The sequence below is a fragment of the Curtobacterium sp. MCPF17_011 genome, assembly GCF_003234145.1.
Classification (GTDB): domain Bacteria; phylum Actinomycetota; class Actinomycetes; order Actinomycetales; family Microbacteriaceae; genus Curtobacterium.
In genome coordinates, this window is sequence record NZ_QKSK01000001.1 from 441,945 (window position 1) to 458,699 (window position 16,755).

At 67.9% G+C, this 16,755-nt stretch carries 17 protein-coding genes; 9 read left to right on the forward strand and 8 right to left on the reverse strand.

Features of this window, described 5'->3' with window-relative positions; all coding sequences use genetic code 11:
• Nucleotides 1–41 precede the first annotated feature (41 nt).
• The 4 genes from trxB to DEJ25_RS02165 all read left to right on the forward strand — a co-directional run bounded on the left by trxB (nt 42) and on the right by DEJ25_RS02165 (nt 3,980).
• Complete coding sequence (trxB, locus tag DEJ25_RS02150) at nt 42–1,037, forward strand: thioredoxin-disulfide reductase (RefSeq protein ID WP_111043623.1); 996 nt, start codon at nt 42–44, stop codon at nt 1,035–1,037.
• 84 nt (nt 1,038–1,121) lie between these two features.
• Nucleotides 1,122–1,448 (forward strand): thioredoxin, encoded by a 327-nt coding sequence (gene trxA, locus DEJ25_RS02155; RefSeq protein ID WP_110902894.1) that lies wholly within the window; start codon nt 1,122–1,124, stop codon nt 1,446–1,448.
• Nucleotides 1,449–1,668: 220 nt separating this feature from the next.
• A complete protein-coding gene (locus DEJ25_RS02160) occupies nt 1,669–2,970 on the forward strand; it encodes a PLP-dependent aminotransferase family protein (RefSeq protein WP_111043624.1) in 1,302 nt (433 codons plus the stop codon).
• A 47-nt stretch (nt 2,971–3,017) separates the two neighbouring features.
• The gene (locus DEJ25_RS02165) at nt 3,018–3,980 is read left to right on the forward strand and encodes a D-alanine--D-alanine ligase (protein ID WP_111043625.1); all 963 of its coding nucleotides are present in this window, start codon (nt 3,018–3,020) and stop codon (nt 3,978–3,980) included.
• Between the two features lie 1,266 nt (nt 3,981–5,246).
• Here the strand turns inward: DEJ25_RS02165 and DEJ25_RS02170 are convergent.
• The 8 genes from DEJ25_RS02170 to rpmH form a co-directional block, all read right to left on the reverse strand.
• Nucleotides 5,247–6,236 carry a ParB/RepB/Spo0J family partition protein gene (locus DEJ25_RS02170; RefSeq protein ID WP_111043626.1) on the reverse strand — a complete coding sequence of 330 codons (990 nt, stop codon included), beginning with the start codon at nt 6,234–6,236 and terminating at the stop codon, nt 5,247–5,249.
• Nucleotides 6,236–7,168, reverse strand: a complete 933-nt coding sequence (locus DEJ25_RS02175) for a ParA family protein (RefSeq protein ID WP_111043627.1) — start codon at nt 7,166–7,168, stop codon at nt 6,236–6,238. Before DEJ25_RS02175 ends, DEJ25_RS02170 begins: the two co-directional genes overlap by 1 nt.
• Nucleotides 7,169–7,264: 96 nt before the next feature.
• A complete protein-coding gene (gene rsmG, locus DEJ25_RS02180; protein WP_111043628.1) occupies nt 7,265–7,927 on the reverse strand; it encodes a 16S rRNA (guanine(527)-N(7))-methyltransferase RsmG in 663 nt (220 codons plus the stop codon).
• Complete coding sequence (locus tag DEJ25_RS02185; protein WP_110903006.1) at nt 7,924–8,400, reverse strand: R3H domain-containing nucleic acid-binding protein; 477 nt, start codon at nt 8,398–8,400, stop codon at nt 7,924–7,926. Before DEJ25_RS02185 ends, rsmG begins: the two co-directional genes overlap by 4 nt.
• 92 nt (nt 8,401–8,492) lie before the next feature.
• On the reverse strand, nt 8,493–9,467 hold the full coding sequence (gene yidC, locus DEJ25_RS02190; protein WP_111043629.1) for a membrane protein insertase YidC: 975 nt from the start codon (nt 9,465–9,467) through the stop codon (nt 8,493–8,495).
• 8 nt (nt 9,468–9,475) lie between these two features.
• Nucleotides 9,476–9,841, reverse strand: a complete 366-nt coding sequence (yidD, locus tag DEJ25_RS02195) for a membrane protein insertion efficiency factor YidD (RefSeq protein WP_110902900.1) — start codon at nt 9,839–9,841, stop codon at nt 9,476–9,478.
• Nucleotides 9,838–10,188 (reverse strand): ribonuclease P protein component, encoded by a 351-nt coding sequence (gene rnpA / locus DEJ25_RS02200; protein ID WP_110902901.1) that lies wholly within the window; start codon nt 10,186–10,188, stop codon nt 9,838–9,840. Before rnpA ends, yidD begins: the two co-directional genes overlap by 4 nt.
• Nucleotides 10,189–10,206: 18 nt before the next feature.
• Nucleotides 10,207–10,344 (reverse strand): 50S ribosomal protein L34, encoded by a 138-nt coding sequence (gene rpmH / locus DEJ25_RS02205; protein WP_043595303.1) that lies wholly within the window; start codon nt 10,342–10,344, stop codon nt 10,207–10,209.
• A 519-nt stretch (nt 10,345–10,863) separates the two neighbouring features.
• On the opposite strand from rpmH, the gene dnaA reads away from it, so the two are divergent.
• The 5 genes from dnaA to DEJ25_RS02230 all read left to right on the forward strand — a co-directional run bounded on the left by dnaA (nt 10,864) and on the right by DEJ25_RS02230 (nt 16,659).
• A complete protein-coding gene (gene dnaA, locus DEJ25_RS02210) occupies nt 10,864–12,321 on the forward strand; it encodes a chromosomal replication initiator protein DnaA (RefSeq protein ID WP_110902902.1) in 1,458 nt (485 codons plus the stop codon).
• A gap of 455 nt (nt 12,322–12,776) precedes the next feature.
• The gene (gene dnaN, locus DEJ25_RS02215) at nt 12,777–13,937 is read left to right on the forward strand and encodes a DNA polymerase III subunit beta (RefSeq protein ID WP_110902903.1); all 1,161 of its coding nucleotides are present in this window, start codon (nt 12,777–12,779) and stop codon (nt 13,935–13,937) included.
• Between the two features lie 70 nt (nt 13,938–14,007).
• The gene (gnd, locus tag DEJ25_RS02220; RefSeq protein ID WP_110902904.1) at nt 14,008–14,892 is read left to right on the forward strand and encodes a phosphogluconate dehydrogenase (NAD(+)-dependent, decarboxylating); all 885 of its coding nucleotides are present in this window, start codon (nt 14,008–14,010) and stop codon (nt 14,890–14,892) included.
• A gap of 37 nt (nt 14,893–14,929) precedes the next feature.
• Nucleotides 14,930–16,159 (forward strand): DNA replication/repair protein RecF, encoded by a 1,230-nt coding sequence (gene recF / locus DEJ25_RS02225; RefSeq protein WP_110902905.1) that lies wholly within the window; start codon nt 14,930–14,932, stop codon nt 16,157–16,159.
• Nucleotides 16,159–16,659: a DUF721 domain-containing protein gene (locus tag DEJ25_RS02230; RefSeq protein ID WP_110902906.1), complete on the forward strand. Its 501-nt coding sequence runs from the start codon at nt 16,159–16,161 to the stop codon at nt 16,657–16,659. The genes recF and DEJ25_RS02230 overlap by 1 nt, the downstream gene beginning before the upstream one ends.
• Nucleotides 16,660–16,755 lie beyond the last annotated feature (96 nt).

Sequence of the window (16,755 nt, forward strand, 5' to 3'; positions counted from 1 at the left end):
TGGGTTGACCCGGTCAGCAAGCAACGGAAGGGCAATCACGCATGCGCGAGCTCATCATCATCGGTTCCGGTCCTGCCGGGTTCACGGCCGGCATCTACGCCGCGCGCGCTGAGCTGAAGCCGCTCATCGTCGCCTCCAGCGTCGAGACCGGCGGTGAACTCACCAAGACGACCGAGGTCGAGAACTTCCCGGGCTTCCCCGAGGGCGTCCAGGGCCCCGACCTCATGATCAAGATGCAGGAACAGGCCGAGAAGTTCGGCGCCGAGGTCCTGTACGACGACGCCGTCTCGGTCGACCTCACCGGCCAGGTCAAGAAGATCACGGTCGGCTCCGGCGAGACGTACGAGGCCCTCACGGTCATCTACGCGACCGGTTCCGCCTACCGCCACCTGGGTCTCGCCGACGAGGAGCGCCTCTCCGGCCACGGCGTCTCCTGGTGCGCCACGTGCGACGGCTTCTTCTTCCGCCAGAAGAACATCGCCGTCGTCGGCGGTGGCGACTCCGCGATGGAAGAGGCCACCTTCCTCACCCGCTTCGCCGACAAGGTGACGGTCATCCACCGCGGGGACTCCCTGCGCGCGTCGAAGATCATGCAGGACCGTGCGATGAACGACCCGAAGATCGAGTTCGCGTGGAACAAGGAGGTCACCGGCATCACGGGTGGCTCCGCTGTCGAAGGCGTCACGCTCAGGGACACCGTGACCGGGGACGAGTCCTCGCTCGCCCTGGACGGTCTGTTCATCGCGATCGGCAACGACCCGCGCACGCACCTGGTGCACGGTCAGCTCGAGATCGCCCCCGAGGGCACGCTCGCCGTCGAGGGCCGCTCGTCCCGCGCCGTCGGCGTCCCCGGTGTCTTCATCGCCGGTGACGTGCTCGACCCGACCTACCGCCAGGCGATCACCGCCGCGGGCTCGGGTGCGGTCGCAGCCCTCGACGCCGAGAAGTACCTCGCCGACCTCGACCGCGAACTCACCGACCAGGCCGAGGGCGTCACCCCGACCGAAGCGACCATCGACGTCACCGCCCGCGTCTGACCTGCGGCCCTGCACGCCACGGGAATGCGCGCAGCCGCGTCCCCGTTCACCACACCGAACCGACTTCCCGTCGAAGGAGCAAACATGTCCAGCGCAAAGGCAGTGACCGACGCCACGTTCGAGGCCGAAGTCCTCAAGTCCGACAAGACGATCCTCGTCGACTTCTGGGCCGAATGGTGCGGCCCGTGTCGCGCGGTCTCGCCGATCCTCGACCAGATCGCCGCGGAGCACGCCGACAAGATCGAGATCGTCAAGCTCAACGTCGACGACAACCCCCAGTCGGCCATGAACTACCAGATCACCTCGATCCCCGCGATGAAGGTGTTCAAGGGTGGCGAGGTCGTCAAGACCGTCATCGGCGCCAAGCCGAAGCCGGCCCTCGAGGCCGACCTCGCGGACTTCCTCGCGTAGGACCCGCACCCACAGACCCGGACGCCCCGTCCTCCATTCCATCGGAGGGCGGGGCGTTCGCCTGTCCGGAGGCCCGTCCAGCGTCTGCTGACCGGCGGAGGCTGAGGGGGCCTCCCGACCGGAGCCAGGCCACGGATCGCCGATCGGCCTGTGTCGTGGGACGACGGATGCCCGGCTGCATGTCGTACTGTGGCGAGAACGACCGAGTGGAGGAAACTCGATGACGAACGGCAACAGTCTCGATCCCTGGTACGACTCCTACGCCCAGCGCACCGCCGGGCTGAGCGCCTCCGAGGTCCGAGCTCTGTTCGCCGTCGCGTCGAGGCCCGAGGTGGTCTCGCTCGCCGGCGGCATGCCCTTCGTCTCCGCGCTGCCCCGTGAGCTGGTCACCGGCTCGCTCGACCGCGTGATGGCCGAGGACTCCGCGATGGCGCTGCAGTACGGCGGCGGACAGGGCCTGCGGTCCCTCCGCGAGCACATCGTCAACGTGATGTCGCTCGAGGGCATCCGTGCCAGCGCGGAGGACGTCGTGGTCACCACGGGGTCCCAGCACGCGCTCGACCTCGTCACGCGGCTCTTCATCGACCCGGGCGACGTCGTCCTGGCCGAGTCCCCCTCGTACGTCGGCGCCATCGGTGTGTTCCGCTCGTACCAGGCCGAGACGGTCCACGTGGCGACCGACGAGCTCGGACTGGTCCCGGAGGCCCTGCGCGAGACGATCGCCCGTCTCCGGGCCGCTGGCAAGCGGATGAAGTTCCTGTACACGATCCCGAACTTCCACAACCCAGCCGGTGTCACGATGAGTCGGGAGCGCCGCATCGAGGTGCTCGACATCTGCCGGTCGAACAACATCCTGGTGCTCGAGGACAACCCGTACGGGCTGCTCTGGTTCGACGAGCCGGCACCCCAGGCGATCCGCTCGATCGACGACGAGGGTGTGGTCTACCTCGGCTCGTTCTCGAAGACGCTGGCTCCCGGGTTCCGCGTCGGCTGGGCGCTCGCCCCACACGCGATCCGCGAGAAGCTCGTGCTCGCGAACGAGTCGGCCGTGCTCGCCCCGAACTCGTTCGGCCAGTACGTCGTCAACGCCTACCTCGACGCCGCGGACTGGAAGGGTCAGGTCGACACCTTCCGCGGGATCTACGCCGAGCGCCGTGACGCCATGCTCTCCGCCCTGGGGGAGTTCCTGCCCGACCTCAGCTGGACCGTGCCGAACGGTGGCTTCTTCGTCTGGCTCACGCTGCCGGAGTCCCTCGACTCGAAGGGCATGTTGCCCCGGGCAGTGAAGGAGCTCGTCGCCTACACACCGGGCACCGCCTTCTTCGCCGACGGGCGCGGAGCCGGCAACATCCGGCTCTCGTTCTGCTACCCGACGCCGGAGCAGATCCGGGTCGGGGTGAAGCGGTTGGCGTCCGTCGTCAACGACGAGCTCGAGCTGGTCGAAACCTTCGGTTCCGCCAGTCGCTCGAGCGCTTCGGTGAGCACCTCCACGGTCAGCTCACCGCAGCCGAACCTGCCCTGAACAGGGCTTTCCGTTCCAATCAACGACATCCGCAGAGGATCGCCCCCATGGCCGAGTTCGCCAGCCGTCACGTCGTCGTCGTCGCCGGGGGGATCTCCCACGAGCGGGACATCTCCCTGCGGTCCGGTCGGCGGGTCGCGGACTCGTTGACCGGCTACGGGTGGCAGGTCGACCTGCGGGACGCGGACGCCTCCCTGTTGCCCGCGTTGGCCGCGGACCGGCCGGACGTCGTCTGGCCCGCGCTGCACGGCGCGTCCGGCGAAGACGGAGCGCTCCGCGGCATCCTGGAGGCTCTCGACATCCCGTACGTCGGCTCACGCTCGACCTCCGCTCGCCTGGCCTGGGACAAGCCAACCGCGTCGGCACTCGTGTCCCGGGCAGGAGTCCGGACGCCGCGCTCGATCACCCTGTCGCACGACGTCTTCCGCGAGCTCGGTGCCGTCGGCGTTCTCCAGGCCATCGCTGCCGAGCACCCCGTCCCGCTCGCGGTGAAGCCTGCACGCGGCGGCAGCGCCCAGGGCGTCACCCTGGTCGAGAACGCCGACGACCTGCCGCGTGCCATGGTCGCTGCGTACACGTACTGCGAGGACGCCGTCGTCGAACAACTCATCCGGGGGACCGAGATCGCCGTCGGCATCATCGACACCGGTGACGGTCCGACTGCGCTCTCGCCCGTCGAGATCGTGCCCCGTAACGGGTTCTACGGGTACGAGGCCCGGTACAACGCGGGTGAGACGACCTTCTTCACGCCCGCGCGACTCAGTGAGGAGCAGTCGCAAGCTGCTTCCGCTGCCGCCGTCCTGGCACACCGAGCACTCGGGCTGCGCCACGTGTCCCGCGTCGACCTCATCATCGACGGTGCCGGCACGCCGTGGTTCCTCGAGGCCAACGTCCTGCCAGGGCTGACCGAGACGTCGCTCGTCCCGCAGGCGCTTTCCGCGTCGGGATTCGACCTCGGGTGGACCTACGCCGAGTTGGCGGAGCAGGCCATCCGGGACCACTCGGCCTGACGCGTCGACCCGGCGGGCCAGCATTCGGCACCCGGGACTCCCGCTGAACTTCGGCATCGCGGCCCGCCCGGGTAGCGGTGTGGTCGGAGCTCCGTCCTGGGACTGAGTCGGACCGTCGCCTCTTGGGGTTTCATTCCGGCGCTGGGGAAGTCGCGACGACGACGCTCCGATGTTCCACGTGGAACATCGATCGGAGTTCCAGCAGCCAGCATCAGCGCCCCCGGGTACTCGGGCGCTGCTCTCCGCCATCGCTGATGGCACGGACAGGGCGCCAGCCCGCGGCAAGAGATTCACTTCGCTCGAGCCGCTCGTACAGGATCGTGACGACCTCCATGTCCGGAGGAATGTCCGCTGACACTGCCGGGCTCGTCAGGGCGGCGCAAGGGAGCGCGTGACGAGGGCGTCTCACCGGTGGCGCCGTCGACCCGACTTCGCACCTACACCATCCCGACGACGACCCCGCAGAGCGGCCCCGCGGCTCGAGCCTCACACCCGAGCACTGGGGCGCGATCAAGAGCGGCGTCAACGTCAGTCGGAAGCAGTTCGATTCGCTCCACGGTTCCACAACCGTGGCTGCAAGCCGGGACAGCCGCACCTGTAGTTCGGAACCACCGGCGCGGGCAGGACGCCACTGCTCAGCCTGCAGACTCTCAAGCGCTCGGGGCGCGCCGTCGTACGAGCGGCCGGATCGCGGGGCGTCGGGCTGGCGAGCCAGGGTCTATGCCAGTAAGGCGTTCCACGTGGAACATTCGCCGTCGCACCCACTCCAGTGTGGGTTGGTCCAAGTACGACGCTTCAGTCCTGGACCGATGGGCCGCCCCGGTCAGGAGGCGGCCCAAAACGGCGTCGTCCCATTATCGAGCACGAGGTGGCGCTCGTGGCGAGCGGGCCGCGGTGGTTCAGTCGGCCTGGTCCTGGCGCAGATGTTCCACGTGGAACATCATCTGGAGCACGCAAGGGCAGCGTCGGCGCCGTGCTGTGCGATCCCTCTCCGGCGAGGGGTCACCTCAGGTAGCCGCCCACCCTGCAGGAAGCAGTGCTCAACGACGGATAGCCGAGGGCTCCCGCTCGACCGCCCTCACGACGCTCCGCGTGCAGCAATGCGCCACACCCTACGACCGGCACGACGCGGAGCACGTGGTCGCGTCCTCAACGCAACACAGTGCCCGCACAGCACCGTTCGTGGCCCAGACCGTGCCCGACCGCACGCAAGCACTCCCGACGCCGCAGACGGGCACGCAGCCGCTCACCGCAGCCGCTGTGCCCTCAACCTGCCAGGTCCTGTACTCCGAGCTCCTTGAGGATCCGAGCCAGATCGTCCGGGTTCGCGAAGTCGATCGTCACCGAGCCCTTGCGGGCGCCCACGGCGATCTTCACGCGCGTGTTGAGCCGGTCACCGAGACGCTCCGCCATGTCGTTGAAGTGCACCTGCCGCTTCGACGGCTGTGCAGAAGTCTTCGGAGGTGTCTTCGTGGAGAGCTGCTGAGCGATCGCCTCGGCAGCGCGTACCGACAGATCCTCGTTGACGATCTTCTCGGCCAGGTACTCCATCGCCTCGGCGTCGGGCGCCGCCAGGATGGCTCGGGCGTGCCCGGCTGACAGAACACCCGCGGCCACACGGCGCTGCACGGGAGAGGGCAGGCGGAGCAGACGGATCGTGTTCGTGATCTGCGGACGGGAGCGACCGATCCGCTGCCCGAGCTGCTCCTGCGTGATGCCGAAGTCCGCCAAGAGCTGCTGGTAGGCCGATGCCTCCTCGAGCGGGTTCAACTGTGCCCGGTGGAGGTTCTCGAGCAGTGCGTCCCGGAGCATGGCGTCGTCAGGGGTCTCCTTGACGATGGCCGGGATCGTCGCGAGGCCGAGCTCCTTCGTTGCGCGGAGACGGCGCTCACCCATGATGAGCTCGTACTGCGGCGCGGTTCCGGTAGCACCCGGGATGGGTCGCACGACGATCGGCTGCAGCAACCCGATCTCGCGGATGGAGTGCACGAGCTCCTGGAGCTCTTCCTCGCGGAACTCCTTCCGCGGCTGCTGGGCGTTCGGCACGATGTCGAGCGGGTTGAGGTTTGCCAGGCGAGCCCCTGGGACAGCGAGGAGCTCCTCCGCGGTACCCGCGCCGGAACCACCGTTGGTCGTGTCCGCCGCCGAAGTACCGCCGGACGGGAAGAACACGTCGACGGGCCGCTCCTGCTGCTCGTTCGTCGTGGGGATGAGCGCGCCGATGCCGCGCCCGAGTCCGGTCCGCTTGGGTGCCATCAGGCCTTTGCTCCTCGTTCTGCGATCTCGGCTGCGGCCTCCAGGTAGGAGAGCGAGCCGGTGGAGTTGACGTCGTACGAAACCACGCTCTGCCCGTAGCTCGGCGCCTCGCTGACGCGGACTGAGCGGGGGATCATGGCCTGCAACACCTGGTCACCGAAGTGGGTCCGCACCTCGTTGGCGACCTGGTTCGCCAGGTTGGTCCGACCGTCGTACATGGTCAGCAGGATGGTCGACACGGCGAGGTGCGGGTTCAGGTGGCGTTCGATCAGTTCGATGTTCCGCAGCAGCTGGCTCAGACCCTCGAGCGCGTAGTACTCGCACTGGATCGGGATGAGCACTTCTTTGGCCGCGACGAAGGCGTTGATCGTCAGCAGGCCGAGCGACGGCGGGCAGTCGATGAAGACGTAATGGAACGGCTCGTCGACCGACGCCAGGTACTCGTCGAGCGCGGTCCGCAACCGCTGCTCGCGGGCGACGAGCGAGACGAGTTCGATCTCGGCACCCGCCAGGTGGATCGTTGCCGGCACGCACCACAGCGTCTCCGATTCGGGGGAGCGCTGGACCGTGTCCGCCATCGGAGCCTCGTCCACGATGACGTCGTAGATGCTCGCAACCTCCGCCTGGTGGTCGATCCCGAGCGCAGTCGACGCATTGCCCTGCGGGTCGAGGTCGATCACGAGGACGCGGGCTCCGCCGTGCGCCAACGCCGCCGCGAGGTTCACGGTGGTGGTCGTCTTGCCGACGCCACCCTTTTGGTTCGACACGGTGAAGACTCGCGTCTTCTCCGGCAGCGGGAACTGCTGGGTCGCGATGGCACGTCGGCGCCGGTTGAGATCAGCGATCTCGCGCGCGAGGGGCGTCGACGCGTCGTAGTCAGTGGACGAACTCAACGAGTGCCTCTTCCCCGGTCTGTGTTTCACGTGGAACATCGGGGCGCGTTGCGGTGCGGTCGCCCCTCGACGCATCAGCCCGCGCAGCGGCGGACCCGTGCAGCAGCTGAGCCCAGTCAGACCGGACCGGTGGCGTCAGTCAACTGTAGCCCGGAAGACACGCGTGGTCTCGTCGACCACACCCACCCCGAGCTCCAAGACCTCGACGTCTTCAAGTCGGCTGCGCAAGATCACCTTGCGAGCGGCCGTGACCTCGTCATCGACGCGCACGCCCTTCATGAGGATGAGTTGCCCGCCGGACCGGACGAGCGGGACCGTCAACGGGATGAGCTTCGAGAGCGCACTCACAGCGCGCGCAGTGACCTGGTCGAGCACGAGTTCATCGGCAACGTCTTCGGCGCGCGCCCGGACCACCGTGACGTTCTCGAGTCCCAGGCGGTCCGCTTCACCACGGAGCCAGTCCGTCCGCCGCTCCATCGGCTCGATGAGCGTCATCGACACGTCCGGACGAGCGATGGCCAGCACGAGCCCGGGCAGACCGGCGCCCGATCCGACGTCGCCGACGGATGCACCCTCATGGAGGAGCGGGGCCACCAGGGCAGAGTTGAGGATGTGTCGAGTCCAGAGTCGGGGGAGTTCGAGGGGACCGATCAAGCCCAGCTCTTCACCACGGCGGGCGAGCTCGTTCGCGAACGACCGTGCGCCGTCGATCTGTTCCCCGAAGAGGCTCGCGGCAACGGCCGGCTCGACCTCCAGGACAGGAGGCTCCGAACCGGCCGTGACGTCGACATCCGTCATCGCGTGATGACCGTGTGGCGGTCCCGGCCCTCGCCCTCGGACTCCGAGTGGAAGCCCTTCTCGGCGACCAGGTCGTGGACCAGCTTGCGCTCGTAGGACGACATCGGGGGGAGCGCCGCGGTGGTCGAACCGGCCTCGATGCGCTCGACAGCGGTGTCCACCAGACGCTGCAGCTCCGTGGCACGGGCGTCCCGCGATCCACCGATGTCCAGGATCAGGCGGCTGAACTCGCCCGTCTCGGCCTGCACGGCGATCCGGGTGAGCTCCTGCAGTGCCGTGACCGTGTCCGGCTTGGCGAGGACACGCAAGGCCGCCCCGTCGTCCGTGACGGACAGGTAGACGCGACCGCCACGCTCCTCGATCTCGATGTCGCCGTCGAGGTCGCAGATGTCGAGCAGCTCTTCGATGTAGTCGGCAGCGATGTCCGCTTCGTCGCGGGGCTCGTCGTCGCTCTCCACCTCATCGCTGTCCACGTCGTCGAGGTCCGCGTCGACCGTCGCGTCGGTGGGGTCGAGGTGCTGGTCGTCATCCGTGGTGTCGACGACCGCAGCAGTGTCCTGCTCGCTCACTTGGTCTTCCCGTTCTTCTTGGCGCGCGACTTGCCGACCGGCTGCTGGCGCTGGTTGTTCACGCGGGCTTCGACCTCGGCCAGGGACGCCCCGGCACCGGCTTCGGTGAGGACACCGGTGGCCGCGGAGGAACCACTGCGCTGGGCCTTCTTCGCGAGACGGGCCTCACGAGCGAGCGCGGCCTCGGAACCGGGCGTCGGCATGCTGCGGATGACGAAGTACTGCTGCGCCATCGTCCAGATGTTCGAGGCCAGCCAGTAGAACATGACACCGAGGGGGAACGACAGACCCGAGATCACGAAGACCAGCGGGAGCACGTACAGCATCATCTTCTGCTGGCGGTACATCGGAGACTCCTTGGTCTCCGGCGACATGTTCTTGGCGACGAGCTGCAGCTGCGTGATGAACTGCGAGGCCGTCATCACGACGATCATGAAGCCCGCGATCACCCGGACTTCCCAACCCGAGGCGTTCGTGAACGTCTCGTGCAGGGGTGCGCCGAAGAGCGAGGCGTTGCCGAACGACTTCGCGAGGTCGCTCGAGAGCAGGCCGATGCCCGTCTTGTTGATCTGGGCTTCGTGCAGCACGGAGTACAGCGAGAAGAAGATCGGCATCTGGATCAGGAGCGGCAGGCAGGAGCTCAGCGGGTTTGTCCCGGTCTCCTTGTACAGCGCCATCGTCTCGCGGGACATGGCCTCGCGCGAGAACTGGTCTTTCTTGCCCTTGTACTTGTCCTGGATCTTCTTCAGCTGCGGGGCGACCTCCAGCATCCGTCGCTGCGACTTGATCTGTCGAACGAAGATGGGGATCAGCGCGCCGCGCACCACGAAGGTCAGGAAGATGATCGACAGCACCCACGTGATGCCCGCGGAGGGGTCCATCCCGAGGTTCTCGAAGACCCAGTGGAAACCGACCAGGATCGCGGACACCACCCATTTGAGTGGCCAGAGGATCGTACCGATGAGGTCCATGGGGACGGTCACGCCTTTCGAGTGCGCTGGGGGAGCAGCACCGGACGGACCGTGCCGGCCGAGGTCTGCTGTTGCTGCGGGATCGGCGCGAGGACGAACCCGAACCGACTGACGGTGAAGGGGCGGCGACGTTCCCTGACGTCGTCGATCCCGCCGGCTGCCCACGGGTTGCACCGGGCGATGCGCCAAGCGCCCATCGCCGATCCGCGGACCACGCCGTACTGCTGGATCGCCTCGAGCGCGTACCGCGAGCACGAGGGGTGGTACCGACAGACGTTGCCGTAGAGCGGTGAGATCACCGCTCGGTAGGCCCGGAGCACCACGACGCACGCGTTGCGTGGGAGCAACGCGAGGACCCAGAGGAACCGGTTCATGCTGCCTTCTCCACACCGCGCGCGAAGGAGCGCGTGATGTCTTCGAGCAGGGTAGGCCATGGGGCCTGCGCGGCGGCTGGCAGTGCACGCACCACCACGTCGTACCCGAGCGGTGCGCTCGGGAGGACCCCGTGCGCGATCGCCTTCAGACGGCGTCGCACGAGGTTGCGGGTCACGGCGTTCCCGACGGTCTTCGCCACGATGAACCCGAACCTGGTGGGACCTCGATCGTCATCGAGGCGACGGACCACCGACACGACGGCGTGCGCCGTGGCGCTCCTGCGGCCACGGCGCACGACCATCCGGTAGTCGTCGCCTCGGACGATGCGGTTGGCTCGGGCCAACACGACGAGGACCCCCGCGGATCAGGCGGAGAGCTCGGTGCGCCCCTTGCCGCGACGTGCGGCGAGGATGGCGCGGCCCGCACGGGTGCGCATGCGGGCGCGGAAGCCGTGCTTCTTGGCGCGGCGGCGGTTGTTCGGCTGGAAGGTGCGCTTGCTCATGATGATCTCCACACGGCTGCTCGCGGCGAGCCGTCACGTATGCGTTGGTTGACGCGGAAGGCGCGACCGAACGGCCGCAGTCAACTGGACAACGGTACGTGACGAGGGCTGCGAGGTCAAATACCCGTGGGCCCGTGGCCACCCGCAGCATGGCGTCCTCCGGATTCTCCACACTGGGGACAACTTCCGTTGGGTACGACGCGCCCCGGTCCTTTACAGTTGTGTCACCGCACCGCCGGAAGCCCGGTAGTCCGGGGGAGTACCCCCTCGACCTCGGTCCGTGCGGCCGTGGAGCAGACTGTGGACAACCCTGTGGGAAGCTCGACGGGGAAACGGCGCCAGAAGACCGCGCCGATCGCCTCCGGCAGTCCAGGAGGCGCGGGCCGGCCCGGCGTGGCTCGCTCGCCGGTCGACGCCCGGCCTTGTGCCGGACGGACCGGATCCGGACGGGACGGACCCGGACCGACCACGCCCGCAGAGCGACGCACCCGAGCAGTGAGACCAGGAGACGAGCACGCCATGACGATGCCGGCCGACCCCGTCGAGGACCTCTGGTCGTCGGTCCTCGGGATCCTCTCCGACGACGACCGGATCACGCCGCAGCTGCACGGGTTCCTCAACCTCGTCGAACCGAAGGGCGTCCTCGCCGGGACCCTCTACCTCGAGGTCCCGAACGACCTGACCCGCGGCATGCTCGAGCAGCGCATCCGGGTGCCCATCACCGAGGCGGTCTCGCGGATCGGTGACGACTCGGTCGCCAACTTCGCGATCACCGTCAACCCGGACATGGCCTCCGAGCCGCGGGTCGACGCCGTCGCGGTGCCCTCCTACGCCGAGCCGGTGCAGGAACACGTCCCGCAGACCGCTGCACCGCGCCAGTACATCGAGGCGCCGTTCATCCCGAGCCCGGTGGACTCACCCGGGACCGGCGGCCGCCCGGAGTCCCGGCTCAACCCGAAGTACAACTTCGACAACTTCGTCATCGGTGCCTCGAACCGGTTCGCCCACGCCGCGGCGGTCGCGGTGGCCGAGGCGCCGGCGAAGGCCTACAACCCGCTGTTCATCTACGGCGACTCGGGTCTCGGCAAGACCCACCTACTGCACGCGATCGGGCACTACGCCGAGAGCCTCTACCCGGGCATCCGCGTCCGCTACGTGTCGAGCGAGGAGTTCACGAACGACTTCATCAACTCGATCGCCAACAACCGCTCGAACCAGTTCCAGCAGCGCTACCGCGACATCGACATCCTGTTGATCGACGACATCCAGTTCCTGCAGGGCAAGGACTCCACGCAGGAGGCTTTCTTCCACACCTTCAACACGCTGCACGACCACAACAAGCAGGTCGTCATCACGTCGGACGTCGCGCCGAAGCACCTGACCGGGTTCGAGGACCGGATGCGCAGCCGCTTCGAGTGGGGCCTGATCACGGACGTGCAGGCGCCCGACCTCGAGACGCGCATCGCGATCCTCCGCAAGAAGGCGCAGTCGGACCACCTGCAGGTGCCGGACGACATCATGGAGTTCATCGCCTCGAAGGTGTCGAGCAACATCCGTGAGCTCGAGGGCACCCTGATCCGGGTGACCGCGTTCGCGAGCCTCAACCGGACGGCCGTCGACATGGCGCTGGTGCAGACGGTCCTGAAGGACCTGATCACCCTGGACGAGGACAACGTCATCGCGCCGACGGACATCATCAACCACACCGCGGACTACTTCAAGCTCTCGGTCGACGACCTCTACGGCTCGTCCCGGTCGCAGGCGATCGCCACGGCACGCCAGATCGCGATGTACCTGTGCCGTGAGCTCACGAGCCTGTCGCTGCCGAAGATCGGCCAGCTGTTCGGCAACCGTGACCACACGACCGTCATGTACGCCAACAAGAAGATCGCCGAGCTCATGAAGGAGCGCCGCTCGATCTACAACCAGGTCACCGAACTGACCAGTCGGATCAAGCAGGACCGCCGGTACCGGTAACGCGCACCACCGCGCCACCCCCCGTCCAGGAGGCCCGTCCCAGACCCGGGATCGGCCTCCTTCTGCGTGCGTCCACCATCTGAGACGGTTCCATGCGGCGGATTCCCCACAGTGTGGAAAGCCTGTGGATAACTGTGGAGGACACGCCGCCCGCTTGTACACAGCCAGAGGGGCGCCTGTGGAAACTGGGGAGAGAAGTGGATAGATGACTTTTGCTCATCCAGAGGTCGCTCACACGCCACCAACAAGTCACACGGTTGTAGTTCCCAGTCGGGGAGCGGCATCCCCAGAGTTGTCCACAGTGTGCACAGGCGTTAAGACCATTACTCCTCTCTTCTCTCTCCATCTCCCTGGGCCAACCTCTGGGGACGGCGAATGACACGGATCGGCGGTCTGCCGACGCTGTGCCACAATGGGGCGGCCGGGCAGTCAACCGATCGACAGGGGTCCACGCCGTGAAGTTCGAGGTCAACCGGGACGTCTTCTCCGAAGCCGTCTCCTTCGCGGTGAAACTCCTCCCACAGCGCACGACCCTCCCGATCCTGTCCGGTGTGCTGATCCACGCCGACGGTGATCGTCTGACGCTGTCGTCGTTCGACTACGAGGTCTCGGCGCAGACGTCGATCGCCGCGCAGATCGACGACCCGGGCACGGTGCTCGTCTCCGGCCGACTGCTGAACGACATCGCGAGCCGACTGCCGAACGCCCCGGTCAGCTTCTCGACCGAGGACTCCCGGATCACGGTCACCTGCGGCTCGGCGCACTTCACGCTGCTGTCGATGCCCGTCGAGGAGTACCCGACGCTCCCCGAGATCGGTCCGCAGACCGGTGTCATCCCCGGCGACTCCTTCTCCGAAGCCGTCTCGCAGGTGGCCGTCGCCGCCAGCCGTGACGACGTCACCCCGGTCATCACCGGTGTCCAGCTCGAGGTCGGCGAACACGACGTCTCGCTCATCGCGACGGATCGCTACCGCGTCGCGGTCCGCACCATCCAGTGGGACTCGGGCCGCGCCGGCAACGACGGCGACCCAGCCACGACCCTCCACGCCCTCGTCCCGGCCCGGACGCTGCAGGAGGTCGGTCGCACCTTCGGTTCGGCCACGACGGTGTCGGTCTCCATCAGCGGTGGCTCCGACCGCGAACTCATCGCGTTCCACGCCGACGACAAGACGGTGACCTCCCTGCTCATCAAGGGCAACTACCCGCCGGTCCGCCGGCTGTTCCCCGAGACGGTCCAGGACCACGCGGTGATCAACACCGCGGAACTGGTCGAAGCCGTCCGACGGGTCTCCCTCGTCCTGGAGCGCGAAGCCGCGCTCCGGTTCTCCTTCACGGTCGACGGGCTCACGCTCGAGGCGATCGGTTCCGAACAAGCGCAGGCGTCAGAGTCGATCGATGCGTTGCTGACCGGTGAGGAAACGGTTGTCTCCCTGAAACCGGCCTTCCTCCTCGACGGGTTGAATGCAGTGCACTCCGAGTTCGTCCGGATCTCCTTCACCAAGACGGAGAACCCGAACAAGCCGGGACCGGTGTTGATCACCGGTCAGTCCTCGCGAGAGGAACCGGCCACGGACGGATACCGGTACCTGCTCCAGCCCAACCTCCTGCTGCGTTAGTCGCAACGGGGATCCTGCGCTGACGCGCCACCACCTGCATCAGCGCGACATCGACGAAGAAGAGGAAATCATGCAGATCGGTCTTGTCGGCCTCGGGAAGATGGGCAACAACATGCGTGCGCGTCTGCGCAACGCAGGGATCGACGTCGTCGGGTACGACGCGAACCCCGCCGTGTCGGACGTCGCCGACCTCGGCGCATTGGCAGCGGCACTCACCGGGCCGCGCCTGGTCTGGGTGATGGTCCCCCACGGGAAGATCACCGACGACGTCATCACCGACCTCGCCGAGGTCCTCGAGCCGGGTGACCTGGTCATCGACGGCGGCAACTCGAAGTGGCTCGACGACGAGGTGCACGCGAAGCAGCTCGACGCCAAGGGCATCCGCTACATGGACGTCGGCGTCTCGGGCGGCATCTGGGGCAAGGACAACGGGTACGGCATGATGGCCGGCGGTGACGTCGCCGACGTCGAGCGTGCCATGCCCGTCTTCGATGCGCTGCGCCCGGAGGGCCCGCGCGAAGAGGGCTTCTCGCACGCCGGCGGCATCGGCGCGGGGCACTACGCGAAGATGGTCCACAACGGCATCGAGTACGCGATCATGCAGGCGTACGGCGAGGGCTACGAGCTCCTCGAGGCGAAGGACATCATCACCGACGTCCCCGCCGTCTTCGCCGGTTGGCAGCGCGGCACCGTCGTGCGCTCCTGGCTGCTCGACCTCATGGTCCTCGCGATCAACGAGGACCCGAAGCTCGACGCCATCGAGGGCTACGTCGACGACTCCGGCGAGGGTCGTTGGACCCTGGAAGAGGGCATCGAGCTCGCGGTGCCGATGCCGGCGCTCTCCGCGGCCATGTTCGCCCGCTTCGTCTCGCGTCAGGGCAGTGCGTCCCCGACGATGAAGGCCGTCGCGGCCCTGCGCAACCAGTTCGGCGGCCACGCCGTCAAGAAGGCGTAGTCGGTCGGGGTAACCCCCTCGACCCGTCTCGGCCCGCGTGCACGTCGACCATCTCCAGCTCTCCGACTTCCGGAACTACCGGGAGGCGGACGTCGACTTCGCACGCGGGCCGAACCTGTTCGTCGGCCGCAACGGTCAGGGCAAGACCAACCTCGTCGAGTCGATCGGGTACCTCTCGACCCTCGGCTCGCACCGGGTCCCGACCGACGCCGCGCTCGTCCGGCAGGGCTGTGACTCCGCGATCGTGCGGGCGCGGCTCGCGCACGAGGACCGGAGCATCCTCGCCGAGGTGCAGATCAACCGCACCGGGTCGAACCGGGCGCAGGTGAACCGGTCGGCGATCAAGCCACGTGAACTGCCGCGGTACTGCACGAGCGTGCTCTTCGCGCCGGAGGACCTGGCGCTCGTCCGCGGCGAACCGTCCGGGCGCCGTCGGATGATCGACGAGCTCCTCGTCCAGATCGCCCCGCGCATGCAGGGCGTCCTCGCCGACTACGACCGGACGCTCCGCCAGCGGAACACCCTGCTGAAGTCGGCGCGGGCGACCGGGGCGAAGGCCACCGCGCTCTCGACGCTCGACGTCTGGGACGACCGACTCGTCGAGTTCGGCGCCGAGATCATCGCGGCGCGCGACCACCTCACGCGGCGGCTGGCCCCGTTCGTGACGGAGTCGTACGCGACGGTCGCCGGCGAGCGACACCAGGCGTCGATAGCCGGTGTGCTCAGTGTCCGCGGTGCCGACCCGGAGGACGCGGCTGCGACCGACCCGGTGCTCGGGACCCCGGAGGAGCCGGTCACCATCGCCTCCGCTGCCGAGGCCTTCCGAGCCGCCCTCGAGCGGCGGCGGCGGGACGAGCTGGACCGGGGGCTGACCCTCACCGGTCCGCACCGGGACGACGTGCTCTTCGAGCTGAACGGGTTACCGGCCCGCGGGTACGCCAGTCATGGGGAGTCCTGGTCGTTCGCACTCGCCGTGCAGCTCGCTTCGGCGACCATCCTCCGCGCCGAGTCCTCGCTCGGAGACCCGATCATCATCCTCGACGACGTGTTCGCCGAACTCGACGAATCGCGGCGTGAGCGGTTGGCCGGAGCGGTCGCCGACTACGAGCAGGTGCTCATCACTGCGGCTGTGCACGGCGACGTCCCCGGCCAGCTCACCGCCCACACAGTGCGGATCGAGGCTGGCGCCATCGTGACCGACGAGGCGGACGTGGACCGTGCCTCCCGGCCCGATGTCGCCCATGAACCGGACCCGGCGGCGTCCTGATGCCCACCCCCCGGAAGCCCGCCGAACCCTCCCGCGTCTACCAGCACTTCAAAGCCGTCTTCGGTGACCCGTCGAAGCGCGGCCTCGATGCCCGACGCCGCCGAGCCGCCGGACAGGACCCGGACTCCGTGCCGTACGGCAAGGGACGGGAGCCCGCGGGCCTCGGCGACGTGATGGGCGCCCTCACCGCTGAGCTCGGTTGGACGGAGCCGTTGGCGCGTTCCGAACTGTTCGTGGACTGGCCGAGCGTGGTCGGTGACGAACTCGCGAAGCACTCCACACCGGTGACGATCGAGGACGGCGCGCTGGTCATCCGGTGCGACTCGACGGCCTGGGCGACGCAGCTCCGACTGATGCGCGGGACGGTCACGACGACCATCGCGCAGCGGTACCCGGCGGCAGGGGTCGAGTCGATCCGGGTTTCGGGGCCGGACGCCCCCACGTGGAAACGCGGCCTCAGGTCGGTCCAGGGGCGCGGCCCTCGCGATACCTACGGTTGACCAGACGAAATCATCCATCGGTATGGGATTCGTCGCTCTGTGAGGCGTACGGCCCCCGGACGGAGCCCTCCCTGCGGTAGACTGGGAAGTGCAGTG

Coding starts and splice junctions, on each gene's coding strand:
- trxB (WP_111043623.1), top strand. CDS start 42: ATGCGCGAGCTCATCATCATCGGTTCCGGTCCTGCCGGGTTCACGGCC.
- trxA (WP_110902894.1), top strand. CDS start 1,122: ATGTCCAGCGCAAAGGCAGTGACCGACGCCACGTTCGAGGCCGAAGTC.
- DEJ25_RS02160 (WP_111043624.1), top strand. CDS start 1,669: ATGACGAACGGCAACAGTCTCGATCCCTGGTACGACTCCTACGCCCAG.
- DEJ25_RS02165 (WP_111043625.1), top strand. CDS start 3,018: ATGGCCGAGTTCGCCAGCCGTCACGTCGTCGTCGTCGCCGGGGGGATC.
- DEJ25_RS02170 (WP_111043626.1), bottom strand. CDS start 6,236: ATGGCACCCAAGCGGACCGGACTCGGGCGCGGCATCGGCGCGCTCATC.
- DEJ25_RS02175 (WP_111043627.1), bottom strand. CDS start 7,168: ATGTTCCACGTGAAACACAGACCGGGGAAGAGGCACTCGTTGAGTTCG.
- rsmG (WP_111043628.1), bottom strand. CDS start 7,927: ATGACGGATGTCGACGTCACGGCCGGTTCGGAGCCTCCTGTCCTGGAG.
- yidC (WP_111043629.1), bottom strand. CDS start 9,467: ATGGACCTCATCGGTACGATCCTCTGGCCACTCAAATGGGTGGTGTCC.
- yidD (WP_110902900.1), bottom strand. CDS start 9,841: ATGAACCGGTTCCTCTGGGTCCTCGCGTTGCTCCCACGCAACGCGTGC.
- rpmH (WP_043595303.1), bottom strand. CDS start 10,344: ATGAGCAAGCGCACCTTCCAGCCGAACAACCGCCGCCGCGCCAAGAAG.
- dnaA (WP_110902902.1), top strand. CDS start 10,864: ATGACGATGCCGGCCGACCCCGTCGAGGACCTCTGGTCGTCGGTCCTC.
- gnd (WP_110902904.1), top strand. CDS start 14,008: ATGCAGATCGGTCTTGTCGGCCTCGGGAAGATGGGCAACAACATGCGT.
- DEJ25_RS02230 (WP_110902906.1), top strand. CDS start 16,159: ATGCCCACCCCCCGGAAGCCCGCCGAACCCTCCCGCGTCTACCAGCAC.